This window comes from Shewanella sp. SACH (assembly GCF_001887095.2).
In the GTDB taxonomy this organism is placed as follows: domain Bacteria; phylum Pseudomonadota; class Gammaproteobacteria; order Enterobacterales; family Shewanellaceae; genus Shewanella; species Shewanella baltica.
In genome coordinates this window covers 1-431 of sequence record NZ_MPDG02000023.1, presented here as the reverse complement: position 1 = coordinate 431, position 431 = coordinate 1, and the positions used below count along the sequence as shown (strand labels likewise).

Here is a 431-nt window from a genome sequence, read left to right as displayed (position 1 = left end):
GTGACACTGCGAGCGACGGACACGGACGGCTTAACCGCTGACCAGTCCTTCAGCATCACCGTGACCAACGTCAATGACGCACCGACCATCAGTTCAACGGCCATCACTGCTGCCACTCAGGATGCGGCTTATAGCTACACCTTTGCGGCGAGTGATACCGATGCGGGTGATGTGCTGACATTCAGCGCGGTGACCAAACCGAGTTGGTTGAGCTTCAATGCTGCCACTGGATTGTTAAGTGGCATGCCCAGCAATGCCGATGTGGGCAGCCATGTCGTGTTACTGCGAGTGACGGATACAGATGGCTTAACGGCAGACCAAAGTTTCAGCATTACGGTCACTAACGTCAACGACGCACCGACCATCAGTTCAACGGCCATCACTGCCGCCACTCAAGATGCGGCTTATAGCTACACCTTCGCGGCGAGTGA

General features: G+C 55.7%; 1 protein-coding gene. It reads left to right on the top strand.

Annotation, left to right across the window (positions count from 1 at the left end):
• Positions 1-431 (top strand): putative Ig domain-containing protein (locus BM607_RS21605; protein ID WP_140393442.1); only part of this gene is annotated, 431 nt, incomplete at both ends.